This is a genomic window from Oenococcus alcoholitolerans, from assembly GCF_051852995.1.
Lineage (GTDB): Bacteria > Bacillota > Bacilli > Lactobacillales > Lactobacillaceae > Oenococcus > Oenococcus alcoholitolerans.
Genome location: NZ_CP176042.1, coordinates 1,103,399 through 1,122,914, shown reverse-complemented (window position 1 = coordinate 1,122,914; position 19,516 = coordinate 1,103,399). Strand labels below are relative to the sequence as shown.

General features: G+C 39.2%; 20 protein-coding genes and 1 tRNA gene. 20 read left to right on the top strand and 1 reads right to left on the bottom strand.

Annotation, left to right across the window (positions count from 1 at the left end; genetic code table 11):
• The first annotated feature begins 51 nt into the window (after window positions 1–51).
• From ACKP2L_RS06305 to zapE, 7 genes are all read left to right on the top strand, one after another.
• Window positions 52–1,179 carry a D-alanine--D-alanine ligase family protein gene (locus ACKP2L_RS06305; protein ID WP_439425015.1) on the top strand — a complete coding sequence of 376 codons (1,128 nt, stop codon included), beginning with the start codon at window positions 52–54 and terminating at the stop codon, window positions 1,177–1,179.
• A gap of 65 nt (window positions 1,180–1,244) precedes the next feature.
• Complete coding sequence (gene polA / locus ACKP2L_RS06300) at window positions 1,245–3,929, top strand: DNA polymerase I (protein WP_439425014.1); 2,685 nt, start codon at window positions 1,245–1,247, stop codon at window positions 3,927–3,929.
• Complete coding sequence (locus ACKP2L_RS06295; protein WP_439425013.1) at window positions 3,919–4,449, top strand: NUDIX hydrolase; 531 nt, start codon at window positions 3,919–3,921, stop codon at window positions 4,447–4,449. Before polA ends, ACKP2L_RS06295 begins: the two co-directional genes overlap by 11 nt.
• Complete coding sequence (gene mutM, locus ACKP2L_RS06290) at window positions 4,442–5,266, top strand: DNA-formamidopyrimidine glycosylase (RefSeq protein ID WP_439425012.1); 825 nt, start codon at window positions 4,442–4,444, stop codon at window positions 5,264–5,266. The genes ACKP2L_RS06295 and mutM overlap by 8 nt, the downstream gene beginning before the upstream one ends.
• Window positions 5,254–5,865 (top strand): dephospho-CoA kinase, encoded by a 612-nt coding sequence (coaE, locus tag ACKP2L_RS06285; RefSeq protein ID WP_439426217.1) that lies wholly within the window; start codon window positions 5,254–5,256, stop codon window positions 5,863–5,865. The genes mutM and coaE overlap by 13 nt, the downstream gene beginning before the upstream one ends.
• Window positions 5,862–7,160 (top strand): DnaD domain protein, encoded by a 1,299-nt coding sequence (locus ACKP2L_RS06280; RefSeq protein ID WP_439425011.1) that lies wholly within the window; start codon window positions 5,862–5,864, stop codon window positions 7,158–7,160. Before coaE ends, ACKP2L_RS06280 begins: the two co-directional genes overlap by 4 nt.
• Window positions 7,157–7,963, top strand: a complete 807-nt coding sequence (zapE, locus tag ACKP2L_RS06275; protein ID WP_439425010.1) for an AFG1/ZapE family ATPase — start codon at window positions 7,157–7,159, stop codon at window positions 7,961–7,963. Before ACKP2L_RS06280 ends, zapE begins: the two co-directional genes overlap by 4 nt.
• Window positions 7,964–7,966: 3 nt before the next feature.
• On the opposite strand, the gene ACKP2L_RS06270 is transcribed toward zapE, so the two are convergent.
• On the bottom strand, window positions 7,967–8,392 hold the full coding sequence (locus tag ACKP2L_RS06270) for a DUF2507 domain-containing protein (protein ID WP_439425009.1): 426 nt from the start codon (window positions 8,390–8,392) through the stop codon (window positions 7,967–7,969).
• A 60-nt stretch (window positions 8,393–8,452) separates the two neighbouring features.
• Between ACKP2L_RS06270 and murI the strand changes: the two genes are divergently transcribed.
• The 13 genes from murI to ACKP2L_RS06205 all read left to right on the top strand — a co-directional run bounded on the left by murI (window position 8,453) and on the right by ACKP2L_RS06205 (window position 19,508).
• A complete protein-coding gene (gene murI / locus ACKP2L_RS06265) occupies window positions 8,453–9,301 on the top strand; it encodes a glutamate racemase (protein WP_439425008.1) in 849 nt (282 codons plus the stop codon).
• A complete protein-coding gene (locus ACKP2L_RS06260) occupies window positions 9,298–9,828 on the top strand; it encodes a metallophosphoesterase (RefSeq protein ID WP_439425007.1) in 531 nt (176 codons plus the stop codon). Before murI ends, ACKP2L_RS06260 begins: the two co-directional genes overlap by 4 nt.
• A 48-nt stretch (window positions 9,829–9,876) precedes the next feature.
• Window positions 9,877–10,293 (top strand): DUF948 domain-containing protein, encoded by a 417-nt coding sequence (locus ACKP2L_RS06255; protein ID WP_439425006.1) that lies wholly within the window; start codon window positions 9,877–9,879, stop codon window positions 10,291–10,293.
• 22 nt (window positions 10,294–10,315) lie between these two features.
• A complete protein-coding gene (locus ACKP2L_RS06250) occupies window positions 10,316–10,831 on the top strand; it encodes a YtxH domain-containing protein (RefSeq protein WP_439425005.1) in 516 nt (171 codons plus the stop codon).
• Between the two features lie 109 nt (window positions 10,832–10,940).
• Window positions 10,941–11,924: a LacI family DNA-binding transcriptional regulator gene (locus ACKP2L_RS06245; RefSeq protein ID WP_439425004.1), complete on the top strand. Its 984-nt coding sequence runs from the start codon at window positions 10,941–10,943 to the stop codon at window positions 11,922–11,924.
• A 61-nt stretch (window positions 11,925–11,985) separates the two neighbouring features.
• Window positions 11,986–12,059, top strand: a tRNA-Lys gene (locus tag ACKP2L_RS06240).
• A 252-nt stretch (window positions 12,060–12,311) separates the two neighbouring features.
• Window positions 12,312–13,181, top strand: coding sequence for a peptide-methionine (S)-S-oxide reductase MsrA (gene msrA, locus ACKP2L_RS06235; RefSeq protein ID WP_439425003.1), 870 nt, complete (start codon window positions 12,312–12,314; stop codon window positions 13,179–13,181).
• Between the two features lie 49 nt (window positions 13,182–13,230).
• The gene (locus tag ACKP2L_RS06230; protein ID WP_439425002.1) at window positions 13,231–13,893 is read left to right on the top strand and encodes a DUF975 family protein; all 663 of its coding nucleotides are present in this window, start codon (window positions 13,231–13,233) and stop codon (window positions 13,891–13,893) included.
• A gap of 122 nt (window positions 13,894–14,015) precedes the next feature.
• A complete protein-coding gene (locus ACKP2L_RS06225; RefSeq protein WP_439425001.1) occupies window positions 14,016–14,789 on the top strand; it encodes a glucose 1-dehydrogenase in 774 nt (257 codons plus the stop codon).
• A gap of 20 nt (window positions 14,790–14,809) precedes the next feature.
• Window positions 14,810–16,144 (top strand): gluconate:H+ symporter, encoded by a 1,335-nt coding sequence (locus ACKP2L_RS06220; protein ID WP_439425000.1) that lies wholly within the window; start codon window positions 14,810–14,812, stop codon window positions 16,142–16,144.
• Window positions 16,145–16,320: 176 nt separating this feature from the next.
• Complete coding sequence (locus ACKP2L_RS06215; protein WP_439424999.1) at window positions 16,321–17,334, top strand: LacI family DNA-binding transcriptional regulator; 1,014 nt, start codon at window positions 16,321–16,323, stop codon at window positions 17,332–17,334.
• Window positions 17,335–17,352: 18 nt separating this feature from the next.
• Window positions 17,353–18,000 carry an SDR family oxidoreductase gene (locus ACKP2L_RS06210; RefSeq protein ID WP_439424998.1) on the top strand — a complete coding sequence of 216 codons (648 nt, stop codon included), beginning with the start codon at window positions 17,353–17,355 and terminating at the stop codon, window positions 17,998–18,000.
• A gap of 212 nt (window positions 18,001–18,212) precedes the next feature.
• A complete protein-coding gene (locus ACKP2L_RS06205; protein ID WP_439426216.1) occupies window positions 18,213–19,508 on the top strand; it encodes a threonine/serine ThrE exporter family protein in 1,296 nt (431 codons plus the stop codon).
• Window positions 19,509–19,516 lie beyond the last annotated feature (8 nt).

The window sequence follows — 19,516 nt, the reverse complement described above, 5'->3', positions numbered from 1 at the left end:
GTTAAGTTTCCAAATACTCGTTTTTATAAATTTTATGGGAGCTTAATTTCTATGACAGATAAGATTCGTGTCGGTCTATTTTTTGGTGGTAATTCTTCGGAACATGACGTTAGCAAACGTTCAGCAAAAAGATACTATGACGTGATGGATCCGGAGAAATATCAGGTTTTCCCTATCCTTATTTCCAAACAAGGCGTCATGATAGATTCGAATGTCTCAAAAAAAATTCTTTTAGGCGCTGACGAAGATCGATTATTAAATGATTTAAAAGAAGATAAAAAAAATCTTTTCTATCCGATCGAAGCGATAGAAGATTTAAAGTTAGATCTTCTTTTTCCTTCAGTCCATGGCAATTTAGGTGAGGATGGTACTTTAGCAGGATTGTTCAGACTTTTGAAAGTACCTTATGCTGGATCCGGCTTGCGTGCGCATGCTGTTAGTTTTGATAAAGTGATCACTAAAGAATTGATGACGGCTAACGGTATAAGAAATACTAAATATTTAGTTGCCTATAAGTACGATGAAAAAAAACCCAGTTGGCAAGAAGTTACAGACAAATTAGGTACCACCGTTTTTGTTAAAGCTGCTAATCAAGGGTCATCTGTCGGTATATCGCGTGTCAGCGACCAAGACCAATATCAGCTCGCACTTGATGATTCTTTTCAATATGATGAAAAGATTTTGATCGAAGAGGCTGTCAAAGATCCAACTGAATTGGAGATCGGTCTTATCGGCAATGACAAGACGATCACCAGCCCGATCGGAGCTCATTGGGCTCCGCACCAGACTGACGGCGATGGCTGGTTTGATTATAAAAATAAATTTATCGACAATACTCAGATGAAATATCAAATACCGGCTCAAATCGGCGAAGAAAAAAGTCGCGAACTGGTCGATATGGCTAAAAAGGCTTATAAGATCTTGGGCATAAAGGGCTTTGCAAGAATTGACTTTTTAATGAGCAGCGATGGTGAAATTTATTTAGGAGAACCTAATACTTTACCTGGAAATACCAATATGAGTTTGTTTCCTATCTTATTTGAATCAGCTGGTATATCTCGAAAAGAGCAATTTGATAAGATCGTAAAACTTGCTTTTGAAGAATTTGATCGACAGCAGCACATCAGTTATTCATTTACAGAATTAGGAGACGAAAAAATTTCAAAGCAAGGTTTATGAAGAAAAATATTCAATATTTTATAAAACGCCCAAAAAGGGCGTTTTTGATTGTTAAAATAAAATAAATGACTAAAACTTTATTATTAATCGATGGTAATTCTCTAGCTTTTCGTGCTTTTTATGCAATGCACAATCAGTTAGACCGAATGATTTCTCATAATGGGCTTCACACTAATGCGTTAGTAGCTTTCAATAATTTCTTTGATAAGATCGTTGATAAACTTCAACCAGATTACGCCCTCGTTGCATGGGATGCCGGCAAGGGCATCTCGACTTTTCGCGGCAAGATCTTTTCGGACTACAAAGGCGGCCGTCAGACGACACCGCCGGAACTTTCTGAACAATTTCCTTATTTAAGAAAAATGGTTGATCTGCACGGGATCCATTCTTATGAACTTCCTTCTTTTGAAGCTGACGATATCATCGGCACCTATGCTAAAAAAGCCGAACAAGCCGGTCTGCTTACGACGATAATTACTGGAGATCGAGATTTGACGCAGCTTGTCAGCGATAGGGTCCTGGTTCAAGTTACAAAAAAAGGCGTTACTGACCTTGATGCTTATACACCTGATTTTCTGGCAAAAAAATGGGCGGGCATCAGTCCGGCACAAGTTATTGACATGAAAGCTCTTACTGGAGATTCATCCGATAATTATCCCGGTGTCACCAAAGTTGGTGAAAAAACAGCTCTTAGATTGTTGAATAAATATGGATCGCTGGATGGAATTTACAAAAATGTAGATTCAATGAAGGCTTCTAAATTAAAAGAAAATTTGGTAAATGATCGCGATACCGCTTATCGGGCTCAAACATTAGCGACTATTAAGTGCGATGCACCTGTTGAAATAGCTTTGGAAGATTTAGTTGTCAAACCGATCGATTTTCAAAAGCTGATCGAATTTTATGAAGAACTTGATTTTAAGGTTCAATTAGCTAAGATCCATTCTATGCAAAAGTCGGGGATGATCCCAGAAAATGACGAGGTTGATAATGATCATAAAACTAATTATTTTACTGAATTAACAGCTGCCAATCTTGATCATTTGACTGAAATCAAAGATTATCTGACTGTTTATTTTCAAACTGATTCTGAGAATTATCATCAGGCAAGCATTCTGGCTTTCGTTATCGGTAATGAGCAGGCTGGTTATTTCGTTTCCGATGATATCCAGCTTTTGAATTCTTCAGTTGTCAGGAAATTATTTACGAGTTCGATTCCTAAATATGTTTTTAACGCAAAAGAATTAACGGTATTGCTTGATCATCTCGGTTTGAAAATAAACAATATTCAATTCGACTTTTTGCTGGTTTCTTATTTGCTCAATACAACAGATAATGACAACAAATTATCTACTTTAGCCAGTCGGTTTAAAATCTATATCGAGTCCGACGATGATGTTTTTGGTTCTAAAAGCAAATTTAAGATTCCTGAATCAGAGGTCCTATTCAAACACTTATCGCAGAAAGCTTCTGCTATCAGCCGCTTATATGCTCCCTCGCTTAGGGAATTAAAAGACAATGAGCAAGAAGACCTGTACTATAAGATCGAGTTGCCTTTATCTGATGTTTTAGCTCGCATGGAAATCAATGGCATCAAATTGGATCAAGCAGAATTATCTGATCTTGGAAAAGAATTTGATGAAAAAATAAGTGATTTAGAGCAGCGTATATATAAAGAAGCTGGTGAAAAATTCAATATCAATTCTCCAAAACAATTGGCTGAATTATTGTTTGTAAAAATGCAGATACCGCCGATAAAAAGAACGAAAACAGGTTTTTCTACAGCCGCTTCCGTTCTAGAAGAATTGGCCGATAAATACCCATTCGTTGCTTTGATCCTGCAATATCGACAATTTGCCAAGTTAAATTCGACTTATGTAAAAGGACTGCTGGATGTTGTTGATAAAAATGATAGCAAGATCCATACGAGATACTTGCAAACGTTGACACAGACCGGCCGCTTATCTTCAGTTGATCCAAATATGCAAAACATACCCGATCGCGATGAGGAAGGCAAGCGCATCAGGAAAGCTTTCGTTCCGAGCCATCCAGGCTGGCAGATTTTTGGTTCGGATTATTCGCAGATCGAACTGCGGGTATTGGCTCATGTGACCGATGATGATAATTTAAAAAAAGCCTTTGCTGAGGGTGAAGATATTCACGCTGCCACTGCTCGATCTATTTTTGGCCTTGATCCGTCAACAAAAATCACCTTTGAGCAAAGAAGAAGAGCCAAGGCGGTTAATTTTGGGATCGTTTATGGTATATCTGACTTTGGGCTGGCACAACGCCTTGGCATTTCTCGCCAGGAAGGCAAGGAAATAATCGAGACTTATTTCCGCGAATTTCCAAAGGTCAGAGATTGGATAGACTCAATAATCGCTTTGGCTCACAAACAGGGATTTGTGGAAACGATCGCTCATCGCCGGCGCTATTTACCTGAAATTCATAGCAAAAACTTTAATCTCCGCTCGTTTGCTGAACGGACAGCTACTAACACGCCTATACAGGGTTCGGCAGCCGACATCATTAAAATCGCGATGATAAATATGGACAAGGTATTAGCCGAAAAAAACTTAAAGAGCAAGATGCTTTTACAAGTCCACGATGAGCTGATTTTTGAGTGTCCGCCGGAAGAAATAAGCATATTGGAAAGTCTGGTACCGAAAATTATGGATTCTGCAGTCAAATTAAGGGTTCCGCTCAAAGTCGAGGCTCATCATGGAGATAATTGGTACGATGAAAAGTAAAAAATCTTTCCTTGCTGATAATCTTGGCGAAAATTGGGATATTTTTGATAAAAAAGGAAATAAAATCGGCCTGAAAAAGAGAGGCAGGCCTTTTGCTCCTAATGAATGGCACAAAGTTGCTAATGCAACGATAGTTAACTCTCAGGGGCAAATTTTGATCCAACAGCGTTCTTTTAATAAAATCGGCGACCCTGGCAAATGGAAAGCTGAAGTCGGCGGTTCCGTACTGGCAGGCGAAGATCCGCTGCATGCTTTAAAAAGAGAAGTCAAAGAAGAATTGTCTCTTGATTATGATTTTGCTCCTAGCGACCTAGCAGCAGTTTTTAAACAGTGGCCGGTTTTTGATAATTGGTATATCATCAAAACCGGCTTAAGCATTGCTGATTTTAAAATTCAAAAAGAAGAAATAGAGCAAATAAAATTCGTTTCTGTCGATATGGCGCTATCACTGCTTGGCGAAGCATATCGACCAATTTTAAAGAGTAAAGTCAAAAAATTTTTAGGAGGAACTAATGCCTGAATTACCTGAAGTTGAAACCGTGCGTCGCGGTCTTTTAAAATATTTTCCCAATAAAAAAATTACTGATATTAAAATAATTTATCCAAAGATCATCGTTGGAGATCCGCAAGAATTTGTTGATTCGATTCTCGGCAGCAAAGTATCGCAAATAGATCGGCGCGGAAAGTTTTTACTGATCAGATTATCGAATGATTTAACGATCGTTTCTCATTTAAGGATGGAAGGCAGGTACTCAGTCGAAACTGCCGGCACCCAGCCTCACAAACATACCGAAGTTATTTTTGATTTAGAAGACGGCGATCGTGTTTTTTATGATGATACTCGCAAATTCGGCCGCATGCAATTAGTTGATAGCGGTCAAGAGACGAATGAAGTAAAATCAATAGGAACTATGGGACCCGAACCGACTGAAAAGGATCTTACCAGCGATTATTTTTATGACCGTTTGCAGCATTCTAAAAAAGAGATAAAGGCTTGGCTTTTAGACCAAAATAACGTTGCCGGGATAGGCAATATTTACGCTGATGAGGTGCTTTGGCTAAGCAAGATAAATCCTCTTAGGCCGGCAAATAGTCTCACCAAAGAAGAAAGCGATTTTTTGCGAAAAAATATCATTGAAGAGCTTGCTTTTGCTATTAAAAACGGTGGTTCTACCGTTCATTCTTTTGTGGATGCTTCCGGTCACAGCGGACACATGCAGGATAAGCTTCATGCTTATGGCCGGGCCGGGGAAACTTGTGAACGCGACGGATCGACTTTGGTAAAAATCAGAGTCGCACAAAGGGGGACTACTTATTGTCCAACATGTCAAAAATGATCAAAGTTGGTATTACCGGCGGTATCGGCAGCGGCAAAACATCGGTTTCTAATATTTTTGCCCGGCTTGGTTTTAAGGTCGTCGATGCCGACAAGATAGCCCGCGAAATCGTTTTGCCCGGTCGATGGGAACTCGAAGAAATAAAAAACGCCTTTGGTTTGGGTGTGATGAATGGCTCTAATTTGGACCGCCATAAGTTAGGAAAAATAGTTTTTTCTGATCAGCAGGCTTTACGAAAACTGAACGAGATAATTCAGCCATCCATTAAACAAACGATCGAAATGAGGGGTGATTTTTTGCAAAAAGAGGGACTGACTAATACGCTTGTTTATGATATTCCTCTTTTATTTGAACATGGTTATCAGGATATTTTTGACTTTATAATTTTGGTGTATGCTGATGAGAAAACGAGAATTGAAAGAATCGTCAAAAGAGACGATATTTCCCGCCAAGAGGCATTTAACCGTATTTCATCGCAAATGCCGCTTGATGAAAAGAAAAAAATGTCTGATATAGTTATTGATAATTCCAAAATAGATCTGCCGGCTTTAGAGTCGGAAGTCGAAAGAATAATTTCAGAAAAACACTTGCAGCCATGAACCAGCGACCAAAACAATTGAATGCGTTTTCTCCTTATACGATTACAAAAAACGATTTTGATCTATCCGACCTGCGAAATCTGAAGACCATGTATCTTCCGCTGATTGGAAGCGATGCTTTTTCTTTATACATAGAATTGGCTTTTTCAGAACAGGAAGCTTTGATCAGTGATTTATTAGATGATCTTAATTTTTCTATCTCGATTTTCGATATCGCACGAAAGAAACTTGAAGCAGTTGGTTTGTTGGATACTTATCTTCAACCCGAACAGCTTTTTTTGCATTTGAAAAGGCCGCTCTCTTTTAGGGAGTTTTTTAAAGATGATTTGCTGACCAGCTTTTTATATGGAATTTTAGACCAGGATAAATTTTCCAAACTAATCAAAAAGTTTTCTGCTGAAAAAATAAACGGATCCGGTATGAAAATAAATGCTAATTTTATCGAAGCTTTCGGCAATGTGCCTTTGAATAAAAAGGCTTTAGAATTACGCAATGATTTTTCAAGTGATGGTATAAGTCAAGATGACAGGCAAAAAAGATCTGCGCTGGAAGACGAAAATTTTGATTTTAAAGCAGTCGCTGGTGAATTAAAAAAATATGGTATCGCAGATGATGAGATCGGCCGTCAGCACAATTTTATCGTTTCAGTTCATTTGATTTTCGGCTTTAACGAAGAGCAGATAGTTGATTTAGCCGCAAATTCGATTACTTTGGATACGAAAAAGATCGACCACGATCTGTTCTACTCACAGATCGACAGCATGGATCGCCAAATTCAGTCTCCCAAACAAACTGTTGAAAATACGATCGATCGATCAGCAAAAAGGCCTGATTTTAATTTGACCGATGAGGAAAATTCTTTAGCTGAGATAGCGGATAATTTGACTCCATTTGAATTTTTAGACCAATTAAAAAAACAAAAAGACGGCATAGTTACGGTTCCTGAAAGAAAGGTCCTCGTTTATCTTGCCGGTTTGGGATTAAAAAATCCGGTGATAAATATATTGATCCATCAGGCACTTATCGGTTATGGATCTGAATATTTGTCTGAGCCATTAGCACAAAGGATCGCTGATACTTTTTTGCAGAAAAAACTCATTTCTGCAAGACAAGCGATCGATTTCATCAAAAAAAGGCAGGATAAAATCGATCAAAGGCAACAAAAGAAGAGCCAAAACAATGGTCGGATAATCAAAAAAGAAAAGAAAATAGATTATTCGAATAGTAAAAAAATCGATAATTCTTCGGCTTTAAAAGCATTATCAGAGTATGAAAAAGAAAAGAAAAAGCAATGAATAAAAAACATCTGCTGACACTTCCTGAATTGAATAAATTTATCGTTGAAAACGATTTGATGGATAATGATCGCTTTTTTTCTGATAATTCTTCTGTCTTAGAAGATTTTTATGATCAGAAGAAGCACCCGCTTTTTCCTGATTATCGACCGGTGCTGCGGTTAGTCGACGGCAAGGCTGAAATTTTTTATGAAGCAGATTCAAAAACGCATGATGTTAACCAGTTTCGAATTGGCGAACCGGAAGATTTTTTTGACTTGAATTTTGGAAAATTCGATACTGATGAATATCGTAACGAGGCGTTGATCGCCGCTGTGGAGTTTGTTCGCGAATATAAAAAAAATACCGGTTTTGTAAAGGGCATTTATCTTTGGGGTAATTTTGGAGTTGGAAAAAGTTATTTGATGGCTGCATTATTAAATGAACTTTCTAGTCAGGGGGTCCAAACAGCTTTTGTTAATATGACCGGTTTGATAAGCCGTCTTAATCGGATATCTATGGTCGAAAAACAGCGTTTGATCAGACGTTTAGCTAATGTTGAGCTGCTTTTGTTTGACGATATTGGCGCCGGTGATCTGACATCGTGGTTTCGCGATAGTGTCTTAGGCACCATTTTAGATCAAAGAATGGTCAAAAAAAGATCGACTTTATTCACCTCTAATTTTGATTTAGATTCACTGCGCGACCAATATTTATCATATTCGCGGAATATTTATGAGCCTGTAAAGGCAGCACGGATCATTGACAGGGTCAAATTTCTCAGTCGGCCGGTATTGATGAGCGGTAAAAGCAGGCGCATTTGATTTTTAATCGATATAAACTGTAAAAATAACTTTATTTTTGTCTTCGATTTGGTAACTGCATTCAGTTCTTCTGTGTGTTTGCTGCTGAATATCTTGTGCTAGGAATCCAGCTTCCAGGAAGAAAGACGGTTTTTCGATCGCAGCATTTCTTATTTTGATCGCTTCACCGGTTAAAGTCCAATTTTCGCGATCAGGTTTTTGTGAAGAAATTTCAATATCTCCCCAGCCGGCAATAGCAAAAAAATCTTGGATATCATCCAAGGTCCTTGCAAAAAATTGTCGAGCGATCTCTTTACCGGCATAATATAAAATATCGTCGGCATCATCATCTAATATATCGTTTAAAATACCATCGCGTAACAAAGCTAATGAGAAAGCTGTTTGTTCGTTTGGAAAATTTGAAAGATTTTTAAAGGCATCTCTTTTCACATAACTTAGTATATCGTTAAGAAACTGATCAGAGAAGGGCAAAGCAATTATACTTTAAATATGGATAATCACGGAATTGGTTACATAGATTCGGGATTCGGCGGTCTGACGGTCGTTTCTCAAGCATTGAAGTTGATCCCGAACGAAAAAATTTATTTTATCGGAGACCAGGCACGGATGCCTTATGGTGTTAGACCGAATCAGGAAATAATTGATTTTACACTGCAAATGGCTGATTTTTTGGTTGAAAAGCATAATATCAAATTACTGGTCATTGCCTGCAATACCGCATCAGCTCAAGCGATCCCATATTTAAAAAAAGAATTGAATATACCGATCGTTGGTGTGATCGATGCCGGCGCGAAGGCAGCTGTATCTCAAACGAAAAATGGTTTCATCGACGTTATTGCGACTGACTCGACGGTTAATTCGAAAGCTTATTTTAAAAAAATTACCAGTACTTCAAGCAAGGTAAACGTTTTTCAGCGGGGGATGCAGGATTTTGTCTCCTTGGTCGAAAGGGGCGATATCAAGGATCCTCGGACTGCTAAGTTTATCAAAGACAGTTTTGCCGATTGGTTCGATCAAGTTCCTCAAGCAAAAAAAGCCGACACTTTAGTATTGGGCTGCACTCATTTTCCGATAATCATCGATCAAATAGCTCAAGCGGTTCCAGAAAACATGGCAGTCGTTGATCCGGCCGAACAAGAAGTCTTGGATGCCATCGATATATTAAAAGACAACCATTTGCAAGCTGACCAAAGCAAAACCATCGATCACCAAAAAGAAGATGTTTTTTACACCACGGGAGATTTGCATCATTTTATCGATTTTGCGAAAGGCTGGTTGAAAAGAGACCGGTTGAATGCCTATGAGCTAAAAATAAATCAGAAGGGGCTTTATCTATGAAATATTTGATCGTCAGTGATAATCATGGTGATCGAGAGATTTTAAAGAGAATTTTTTCCAAATTTTCTTCAGATAAAGCAATCGCGGCAATTTTTCATAATGGCGACTCGCTTTTTGATAATAACGATCCGATCTTAAAAAATATCAATGCAGTTGCAGGAAATAATGATTATTTTAGCGATTTGCCTGATCATCGTCTGTATGAAAACAAAAGAGACGGTCTAAGGATCTTCCAAGTTCACGGACATTTGCAGCGAGTTGATTTTGGACTTGGATTTCTTGAGAAGGCGGCCGCTTTAAATCATGCAGATGTGGCTATTTTTGGTCATACGCATCGTCCTTTGGCTGAAAAACATGGATCGATACTCTTTATAAACCCTGGTTCTACCACTTATCCGCGCGGATCATTTAGAAAAATGGGCGGGACTTTTGCTGTACTTGATGTTGACAAAAATGATTTTAAAGTTGTTTTTTTTGATCGTGAACTGCAGGCGATGCCGAATATGACCTTTGTTTTTCCTCGTTAAAAAGTTATTTCCCAAAGCGGTTATAATTAATAACTAGGAGGATAAGATATGGGACTTGGCCAAATTGCCGGATTGATCGCTGCGATCGCTTTTGCTGTTTTAGTTATCGCTGTCGTTGTTGTTTTGTTTTCATTGAATCAAACTTTGCAAATAATCAAAAAGCATCTCGATCCGATCGCGAGTGATATAAATCGTATCACAAGCTCGACTAATGATTTGTTGGAGGATGTTTCCGGCAAAGTAAATAAAATCGATCCGCTTGTTCAGGCGATCGCTGATCTGGGAAGCTTGATAAGCCGTTTGATCGCTAAGCTGGAACGAAAAGAGAAACAAGCCAGCGACACTAAAAGCAAATATAAAAACAATGTGATCAAATTGTTCAATTCGGCAGTAAAATCAGGTGCACTTTTGAGTTTCGCAAAATTATTCGCCGATCATAGACATAATAAAAATAGTTCAAGATGATAAACATTAGAAAGGATGTATTATGCATTTAAAAGGAATTATTGCAGGAACTTTAGCGGCAGCTGCAGGTTATGCTTTTTTCAAAGCTTTGCCCGAAAAGAAACAAGAAGAGCTGAAAAATAAGGCTCGCGACACCTTTGATAAAGCAAAAGATCTTGGCTACGATGTTGCCTATGCTGGTGCTGATCTTGTCGGAGATTTTTCTGACAAGGCTCAACAAAAAGTGATCGATCTGGACAAACAGATCTCTGATTCTAAATATGGCGATAAATATTCCGACATAAAGGATAAAGCCGGCGACCTTGCCAAGCAGACGAAGCCCTATGTGAAGAAGGCTAAAGACACTACTGCTCCATATGTAGACAAGGCTGTCAATAAGGCTAAAGATACGATCGATTCACTGCAAGAACGTTTTGCTAAAAAAGAAGAGGTCGAAGTTGATCCTGATCTGCAAGATCCGCAAGTCAAGACAGATGATACCGGTACAGAAGATGGGACGGAAAACGCTTCAGACAGCGATCCTAAAGAAACAAAATGAATATTTTCAGAAAAAAATCTGGTTTTTCGCCGGATTTTTTATTTTTTTTCAATTGTAAGCGCTTGCTTTAAGTTTTTATAATCGCTATCATTTATACTAGGTTAACGTTATGGAAGAAAAAAAACAGCCTACAATTTATGATGTCGCCGAAAAAGTCGGTGTTAGTCTCGCTACTGTTAGTCGAGTTATCAATAATAATGGAAAGGTAAAGGAATCTACTCGCGCCAAGGTCTTGCAAGCTATCAAAGAATTGGATTATCGTCCCAATGCAATGGCTAAGGGCTTAGCCAGCTCCAAAACTACTATGGTCGGGATGATCGTACCTGATCTGACCAATTTGTATTATGCAGAACTTGCTCAAGGCATTGATGCTGTTGCAAAGATTTACAACTATTCTGTTTCTTTAGCTGTTTCTGACGGAAATGCCAAAGCCGAGAGGGAAGCTTTTGATACACTTCGTTCTAAGCAAGTGGATGGTGTTATCTATATGGGCAGCAATCCTTCTGATGAGATCATGCAGCTGATGGTATCTTCATCAGTTCCAGTTGTATTTGCCGGTTCGGTTGATCCTGAAGGAAAATTCCCGTCCGTAAATATCGATTACATTCAAGCTTTCAGTGAAGCTGCTGGTAAACTTAAAGAAAATTTCGAAGATTCCAAGATCGCTTTAGTAGAAGATCCAGATAATTCAAAATTGTCTCAGCTTAGACGCCAAGGCTTTTTTAAGGCATTGCCAAACGGTAAAACTTATCAAGCTGAAGATGAATATCAAATGGGTTATAATCTTGGCCGCCGTTTGCTTAGCGACGGTATTAAGGCAGTCATTGTCGCTGAAGATGCAACGGCTGTTGGAATCTTGAATTACGTTCGCGATAATCACGTTGAAGTCCCTGAAGATTTTCAGATCATTTCTACCAGCGATACCAAGCTGGTCAAAATGACCCGGCCTTCGATATCATCAGTCACGCAGCCGAAATTCGATATTGGTGCTGTAGCTATGCGCTTGCTGACTAAATTAATGTCCAATCAGGAGGTTTCGGACCCAGCAGTCATCTTGCCGCACGAATTTGTTTTGCGAGAAACAACAAAATGAAAAAAACACTTGCAAATTTTTTTTTAATCCTATAGAATATTTCTTGTTGCTGATAAGCAATGCCCCTTTAACTCAGCTGGTTAGAGTAGGGGATTTTTAATCCCAAGGTCCTCGGTTCGAATCCGAGAGGGGGCACTAAGTGCGAACTTGGTGTCCTTGGGAACTACCGCCGTAATGGCGGTTTTTTTGTGTCCAAATGTTGATGCAGCGGGGTTTATAATGCTGCTAATAATTTTAGTTTTTCACTTTTTCGGTATTGTGTTGATCGAATTTATCGCGAATATCTATGGTTTTGTTTCTTGTTTCAGCCAGTTTACTTTTAAAAGGTAAGTGATATGATTTTTTCGGTTAAAATGAATTTGTAAGATAACAAGCGATGGTGGCAGTATGGACAATAAAAACAGTCAACAAGAGCGTGTTTTGAGAACCATATACAACTTAATGCTCGATCCGGCAACGACTGAGTGGGAGCGTTTTTTGCTGAAAAAAACTAAAGACCGGATCGAAGGCGGTGATGATCTGAAAAGGAGCCTGCAAGATTTAGAATTTTCGTTGCGGCCTTTAAATGTCCGTGATAGTTTGACACCGGATGTGGCTGATTTTTACAGTGAATTGTTTTCCGGCAAGATCTATTCTGGTCAAGGATCATCATTGACTTCTCCGCAGCTTTCCTCTAAAAGATCTTCATTCGGTATAGATGATAAATTTGTTGAGAGAGCCGTTTTTGCCGGCGGCTGTTTTTGGTGCATGGTCGAACCGTTTGAAGAACAGCCCGGTATCCTTTCTGTTTTGTCAGGATATACCGGCGGAAAATTTCAAAAACCGACTTATCAGCAAGTTGTGGGTGGTCTGACTGACCAGGTCGAAGCAGTTGAAATTTTTTTTGACCGGCGTTTGATCGCTTATGAGCAGCTGCTTGAACTTTATTGGCAGATCACGGATCCGACCGACGAATTTGGTCAGATAAATGATCGCGGTGCGCATTATCGACCGGTTATTTTTTATACCAGCAATACTCAATATCAGCTAGCGGAGAATTCCAAGCAAAAACTTGCTGAATCAGGAGCTTATACAGATCCGATCGTGACCGAGATCAAACCGGCAACTGATTTTTGGCCGGCTGAAAATTTTCATCAAGATTTTTATAAGAAAAATCCTGAAAAATACAAATTGCTCAAACGGGACCGCCGTCAATATCTTAAATTTTTACATTTTTCGCAGAGAGTTAAAAAAATAACCAAGAAAGTTATCAAATAAATAATTTTTCAATAATGTTATTCTTAATATATTACTTTGGAGGATTTTAGTGGATCGAATAGTTTTAAAACAGCAAGCAAAAAATTTATTGAACAAAAATTTTATCTTTTTTCTTTTGATGTCGCTTCCGTCTTTGGTTTTTTCTTTTATAGAAATGATCGCTGATAACCGAAATAATTTGAGATTTGATTATGTAAGCACATATTTTGATATGAACTTAAACAGTTTTTCATTTATATCCATGATTTCTGCTCTGATCGCTTCTTTGCTTTCTGTAAGTTTTCTCTCAGCCAATATTGATATTTTGCGTAACGAAAGCAAATTAGAAAAACCGCTGCAAAAGTCTCTGAATATTTTTGATCGCAGCGACTATTTCATTGGCTTGCTCGTTATCAGTATTCTCCAGGGGATATTTGTACTTCTTTGGATGTTTTTGTTTTTTGTCCCCGGTGTTATAAAATCCTTATCTTATTCGCAAGCTTTTTATATTTACCGTGATCATATTAAAAAAGGCGAAAAGATCGGTTTTTTACAGGCTATTACTGAAAGCAGACAACTTATGAACGGACATAAGTGGGAATACTTTGTTTTGCTTTTGTCTTTCATCGGCTGGATCCTTCTTAGTTTTGTGACCTTTGGATTGGCTGCTTTCTGGGTCTTTCCTTATATTTCCATAACTCTGGCTAATTACTATGTTAATTTAACTAAGTGATTTTAGATCGTATTCCTGCCGGCATATATGCCGGTTTTTTTATTGACTTGAAAGTCGCAAGGATTTACGATGAAAGCGGTTACTAATTTTAAATAACAACTTAAGGAGAGCTGTATATACAAATGACATCAGTTTATGATCGATTTTTTAATTTAAAAGGAAAAACAGCAATCGTAACCGGTGGAGCCAGCGGTTTAGGCGAAGAATACAGCAGAGTGCTTTTAGCTGCTGGTGCACGTTTATTGGTTGTAAGCAGAAGCAAAAAAGGCTGGACGGAATTAAAAAAATTTGCCGAAGAAAATCATGGTCAGGCAGATTTTTTTCAAAAAGATCTTACTGATGAGAATGCTGGAAAAGCGATCGTTGAAAAAGCAGCTGCTTCATTTTCAAAGATAGATATTTTGATCAATAATGCCGGTGTCCAGATCAGAAACAGGCTCGCAGACTTTCAAGATTCGGATTGGAAAAAAGTGATAGATATTAATCTTAATGCACTATATTATCTGTCTCATGAGGTCGCTAAAGTCATGATCAAGCAAAAATCGGGAAAGATCATTAATATTGCTTCAATGCAATCCTTTCGGGCCGGTAAATTTATTTTTCCATACACTGCCAGCAAACACGGTGTGGTCGGTTTGACCAAAGCCTATGCTGACGCACTTGCGGCTGATAATATTCAGGTAAATGCGATCGCACCCGGTTACATCGATACCCCTATGACAAAAAGCCTGCAAAATGATCCGCAAAGAAATAGTGAAATACTCGCTCATATTCCGGCGGGACATTGGGCCAAACCATCAGATCTTGCTGGAGCAGTTATTTTTTTGGCAAGTAATGCCTCTGATTATGTGACTGGTGTCACTTTACCGGTAGATGGCGGTTACTTGCTCAGATAATTTTTTAAAGAGGTGAAAAAATGCCACTCTTGATCGTTCTAATCGGCGTTATTTTATTGATCTTTTTGATCACGAAACTAAAATTGAATACTTTTGTGTCTTTGGTGATCGTAGCCTTTTTGGTCGGGCTGGCCTTAGGGATCCCGGTTTCTAAAATATCTGCTAGTGTCGAGACAGGGATCGGCGGTCAGCTGGGACATCTAGCGGTGATCTTCGGCTTCGGTTCGATGCTTGGCAAAATCATTTCTGATTCGGGCGGCGGTTATCGAATAGCGAATCAGTTAATAAAAATTTTTGGTAGAAAAAGAATTCAAATAGCTGTAATAATAGCTTCATTTATCATCGGACTTGCTTTATTTTTTGAAGTCGGTTTAGTAGTCTTATTGCCGATAATCTTTGTTTTGGCACGCGAAGTCGATCTTCCTTTGCTTTATTTAGGTATCCCGATGGCGGCTACTTTGAACGTTGCCCATGGTTTTCTGCCGCCGCACCCGGCCCCTACAGCTGTATCACAAGCTTTGAATGCACCTTTGGGCCACGTTCTTTTGGTTGGGATATTGGTTTCGATCCCAACGGTGATCATTTCCGGACCAGTTTTCAATTATTTTTTGCATAAATTTTATCCAGTAGTCTATCGACGCAATATCGATGTTTCTGTGCTGGGTCATTATAAAGAATTCAAATTAGAAGAAACACCTAAATTTGGTATCAGTGTATTGACAGCTTTGCTGCCGGTTATTCTGATCAGTATTGCAACTATTTATTCTTTTCTTATTTCTTCAAATGATTTTTTCTCTCAATTTATCGAATTTATCGGTGCACCTGACGTTGCGATGCTGATCTCGTTGATTTTTGGAATTTTCACCATGGGCATACTGCGCGGGACCAAAATAAAAGAAATCGGCGAAGAGATGACTGAAGCTGTTAAACAGATCGCAATGATGCTTTTGATCATCGGAGGCGGCGGTGCTTTTAGGCAAGTGCTCGTTGACGGCGGTGTTTCTAAATTTATCGGCGACCTTTTCAGTCAAAGCAATATTTCTCCGATCATTATTGCTTGGTTGATAACTGCTTTACTAAGAGTCAGTCTTGGTTCATCAACGGTTGCTTCGATCACGGCTGCCAGTTTAGTTGCTTCAATCGTTAAAAATACGGGCGCAGATCCTGTTTTGATCGTTTTAGCGATCGGTGCAGGCAGTGTTTTTGCCGATCATGTTAACGATGCCGGTTTTTGGATGATCAAAGAATATTTCGGTTTGAGTCTCAAAGAAACTTTCTTATCTTGGACGACTTTGACCAGCGTCATAGCTGTTTCTGGACTACTTTCGATCCTTGTTGTTTCGAATTTCGTATAACAGCTTTGCTGATACGATCGGCTGATGTCGATATCAAAATCGCTGACAGAATGATTTTATCCAGCAAAAAAATTCACGGCTGATCGATTTTGTTTGTTTTAAATATATTCGAGTTGAGAGTTAACAAGCAGTTTTTAAAAAAGAGCAACAGTTTTATCATGTAGTAAATGACAAAGATGACCACAATTTCAGATGTTGCAAAAGAGGCTGGTGTTTCGATCACGACTGTTTCGCGATTTTTAAACGGCCATTTCAATAAGATGAGCCGAACAACGAAGATCAAGGTTGATGCAGCGATCAAAAAATTGAATTATTTTCCGCTGAAAACAGTTCGCCGCTGGGCCAATGAAGCAACAAAAACGGTGGGTCTGATTTTGTGCGATACTTCGAGTCAGTTCTCATCATTTCTGTTCACGGGTGCTTTTGACGTTCTGCATCCGCTCGGATTCAGTTTGATGCTGTTTAACAGCGATAATTCTGCACTCGCTGAAGAACAGGGAATCGAACAATTCGTAAATCATCGGGTAGATGGAATGATCATCGAACCGAGCCATGAAAATTTTTTGGCCTATAGTGATCTTGTCATTCAACGATTGCCCTTAGTTATGGTCGACAGACGAGTAGAAGGGCAGCCTGAGGCTGTTAACCGAGTAATTTCTGATAATTTTTCTTCATCTTTTCGAGCTGGAATAGAACTGGTTTTAAAGGGCTATCAACGTATTTTGCTTGTCGGCAAGGTCAAAAAAACTTCTGCCCAAAATCAAAAAGTCGCTGGTTTTAAAAGAGCGGCTAAGGATTTTCGCATACAAGTTGATCTGGCTAATTTAATCAATAAAACTTCGGAACAGTTTGGCGATATTCTGGAAAGATCGCTTGGAAAAAGTTATTTAAAAGTAAAGACTGCCGTTGTTGTTCTGATCGAACCGCTGATATCGGAAGTATTAGATTTTTTCTCCCGAAAGAATATTTATTTTCCCGAAGAAATCGGTTTGTTAGCTTTTGACGACAGTAATTGGGCAACTTATGCACAGCGGGGCGGCATTGATTTGATCAAGCAGGATTCTTATCAGATCGGCAAACGAGCAGCTTTGAATTTGATAAGCTATATCCAAGGCAAACCAAACGGCATCCCTAGTGTCGATATCATTGCAACCAAACGCATCCACGGTTCGTCGTTAAAGATCCTATAATTAATAAAAGGAGGAACTATGAAAGTATTAGTGATCGGTGCTGGCGGAAGAGTTGGTAAACAATTGTTTTTGTTTTTAAACAAGGGCGGTCATAATGTGACGGCAGCTATCCGTAATTTAGAAAAATTTAAAAATGATCCGGAAATCCCGGACAATGCTCAGACGGTCAAATTTGATCTGACTTGGCCCAAAAAAGATATGGTCCCTCTTATGAAAGGATTTGATGCGGTCTATTTTACGGCTGGGTCTAGAGGCGGCAGTTTGATCCAGATCGATATCTATGGTGCTATCAAGACTATTCAAGCTGCTAAAGAGGCTGGGATCGATCGCTACATCATGCTCAGTTCGATTTTTTCATTGCAGCCGGAACACTGGCACGATAAAACTTTGAGTGATATTCAAGATTATAATGTTGCTAAATTTGTTGCTGACAGCTGGCTGGTCAACGATTCCGGTCTCAATTATACGATCATTCAGCCGACTGCTTTGATCCCGGGACCAGGGACCGGCAAGGTTGCTTTGAATGTGAATGAGACCGGTTCAAATCAGCTGGTCGATGTTGCAGAAGTTCTATTCAGATCATTAGAAAACGAGCATACTTATAAAAAAGTCATCACGATGCATTCGGGTGAACAAAAAATCGAGAATGCCCTGAATTCTCTTTGACCTGTATGTGAAACAAATCAAACATATTCAATTGGTTAGTATTATATTAGATACTGTCAGTTATTTTTCAAAAAGAGAACTCATTGGCTCTCTTTTTTAAATACGATTCGTTCATTTGGATGAAAAAAGTTTATATACGATGTTGGAGGTTGATCATCAAAAAAATAATCGATAATGCGGGTAAAGGGATCGTGCAGTCGCATAATCACCACATGGTCATTCATTGGGGAAGATTTATTGGCAATAAGAACAATTCAGCTGGGGATGCACCCTTAGATGAAAAGGCTTCGCTGGTAGGGCGGATAGGAATTTTGATGCTCTCTTGCGGGACCGGGGCATGGCGTGTTCGTGAAGCGATGAACACGATCGCAAGAAATTTAGGGGTCACCTGTTCGGCTGATATTGGTTTGATTTCTATCCAATATACTTGTTTCACTGAAGATCTAAGTTATACTCAAGTACTTTCTTTGCCTAAAACGGGCGTTAATACGGAAAAATTGGATATCATGGAACGATTCGTCAAGGACTTCGAACAAAAATATGCTTCGATGCCGGTTCGTCAGATCCACCGCCTGCTCGATGACATTCAAAGAAAACCCGGCATTTATTCCACTCTTCAAGCCGCTTTAGGCGCCGCTTTAGCCTGCAGTGCCTTCGTCTTTTTGCTGGGCGGCGGACCGATAGAAATGATCTGTTCTTTTGTCGGTGCCGGTGCCGGTAATTTTACTCGTCGCCAATTGATAAATCACAAGACGACTACTTTGGTTTGTACGGCAGCGGGTGTTGCTGTGGCCTGTGTTTTTTATCTTTTGCTTCTTTCTGGTTTAGAACTGCTTTTTTCGATTTCCCGTCAGCATGAAGTCGGATACATCGGTGCTATGCTGTTTGTTGTTCCGGGTTTCCCGTTTATAACCAGCATGCTGGACCTTTCCAAATCAGACATGCGATCCGGCCTTGAAAGATTGTCTTATGCCTTGATGATAACTATTGTAGCGACCTTGGTCGGCTGGTTAGTTGCTTTGTTAGTTCATTTTCGACCGGGAAATTTTCTTCCATTGGGATTGACTGATCTTGAAATGATGCTTTTTAGGATACCGGCTAGCTTTTGTGGTGTTTTCGGTTTTTCTATTATGTTTAACAGCCCGAGAAATATGGCTATTCTTTCTGGTCTTATCGGTGCTGTTGCAAATACGACACGATTAGAATTAGTCGATCTTACCAATATTCCAGCTGCAGCTGCCGCTTTTATCGGTGCTTTAACTGCTGGCATATTGGCTTCATTCATCAATCGCAGGACCGGTTTTCCGCGAATATCTTTGACAGTGCCGTCGATCGTTATAATGGTTCCCGGTCTATATATCTACCGAGCTGTTTACTATATCGGTCTGAATCAGATCGGCATCGGCGGTTTGTGGCTGACTAGATCGGCCTTGATCATCATGTTTTTGCCGATGGGACTTTTTGTTGCCCGCTTTATTATGGACAAACAGTGGCGTTTCAGTGATTAAAATAGTTC